Raw genomic sequence first — 1,066 nt, forward strand, 5'->3', positions numbered from 1 at the left:
CAGCGTATCGTGCGCCAATGTCAGACTGAACTCGTGATGACGACGGGAACTCTGGGTCAGTTTAAAATGTTTGTAGTAGCTGATCACCCTGCCTTCTATCACCAATGATAATTTAACCAACCGGTTGATCCCGGTGTGATGGTTCGAAGAGATTCCTTCTGCATTCTCGGAGGGACGGAAACTGCCCATGCCTGGTTCTGAAATATTCATATGCGTAGATTGTGTGGTGGTTTAAAGTTATTAAATTTTATGTATTTACACTTTGTTTTAGCGATAAATTTTCAATTTTAACTTTTCTTAAATATTTGGAAATCTGCATTATCTGCAGTGAAACAGAAACTGATTACCTTTTATAAACAGCTTACATTAAAACAGGCTTTAACAGAGTTTTTTGTCGGCAAATCCTTCCGGCGTTTGAAGTGCCGGAAAGGTTACGTAGACATTATATTCCAGTGCACTTTAAGCAATGGAAGTCCACTGAGTCTGCTGATAAACGCTCTAACGTAAAAGACCGTCCTGTGGACAGTCTTTTGTATACTTTATACTATAAATCAGACAATAGGTTTTTAGTTTGTCGGCCAGATTCCTTCGTAAGCGGAGTTTCCGTAGTTGATCTTTTCTGCACTTACCACAAAGCTGATCAGCATCGAATTTTCATCCACTGCATCGAAGTCTACTTCATGCTGAATAACGTATCCATTTTCCCAGTTCAGGGTAATCAGTGTTCCTTCTTCGTGAGATTTGTTGAACGTGATTTCACCTGAGGTCGGTTTATATTTTCCGTTCAGTAAAGATTCCAGAATGTCTGATTTCTCTGTAGCTTCGATCGTTAATTTGATCAGTGCGTTGGACGGATCAGAAGCTACCCTTCCGGATACGTCTGTGGATCTTGATACGCTGTAGTTCAGCTTTAGTAATTTCTGTCCTTCGCTGCCGTTGAATTTTAAGATTCCTCTTGAATTTGCTGCCATGATAAATAAATTTTAATCGTGAATAATATTTGATTTGTTTTTTGTATACTCAAAGATAATTACGCAAAATCTATTATTAAAAATTTTAATCCATT

General features: G+C 38.2%; 2 protein-coding genes. Both read right to left on the minus strand.

Features of this window, described 5'->3' with window-relative positions; all coding sequences use genetic code 11:
• Positions 1–189, minus strand: a 189-nt coding sequence (locus AC2A07_RS19655; protein WP_484051797.1) for a hypothetical protein, incomplete at its 3' end; no start/stop codon positions are given.
• A gap of 377 nt (positions 190–566) precedes the next feature.
• On the minus strand, positions 567–971 hold the full coding sequence (tssD, locus tag AC2A07_RS19660) for a type VI secretion system tube protein TssD (RefSeq protein ID WP_314496970.1): 405 nt from the start codon (positions 969–971) through the stop codon (positions 567–569).
• Positions 972–1,066 lie beyond the last annotated feature (95 nt).

The sequence above is a fragment of the Chryseobacterium sp. HNCC26DJ238 genome (genome assembly GCF_057180465.1).

Coding starts and splice junctions, on each gene's coding strand:
- tssD (WP_314496970.1), bottom strand. CDS start 971: ATGGCAGCAAATTCAAGAGGAATCTTAAAATTCAACGGCAGCGAAGGA.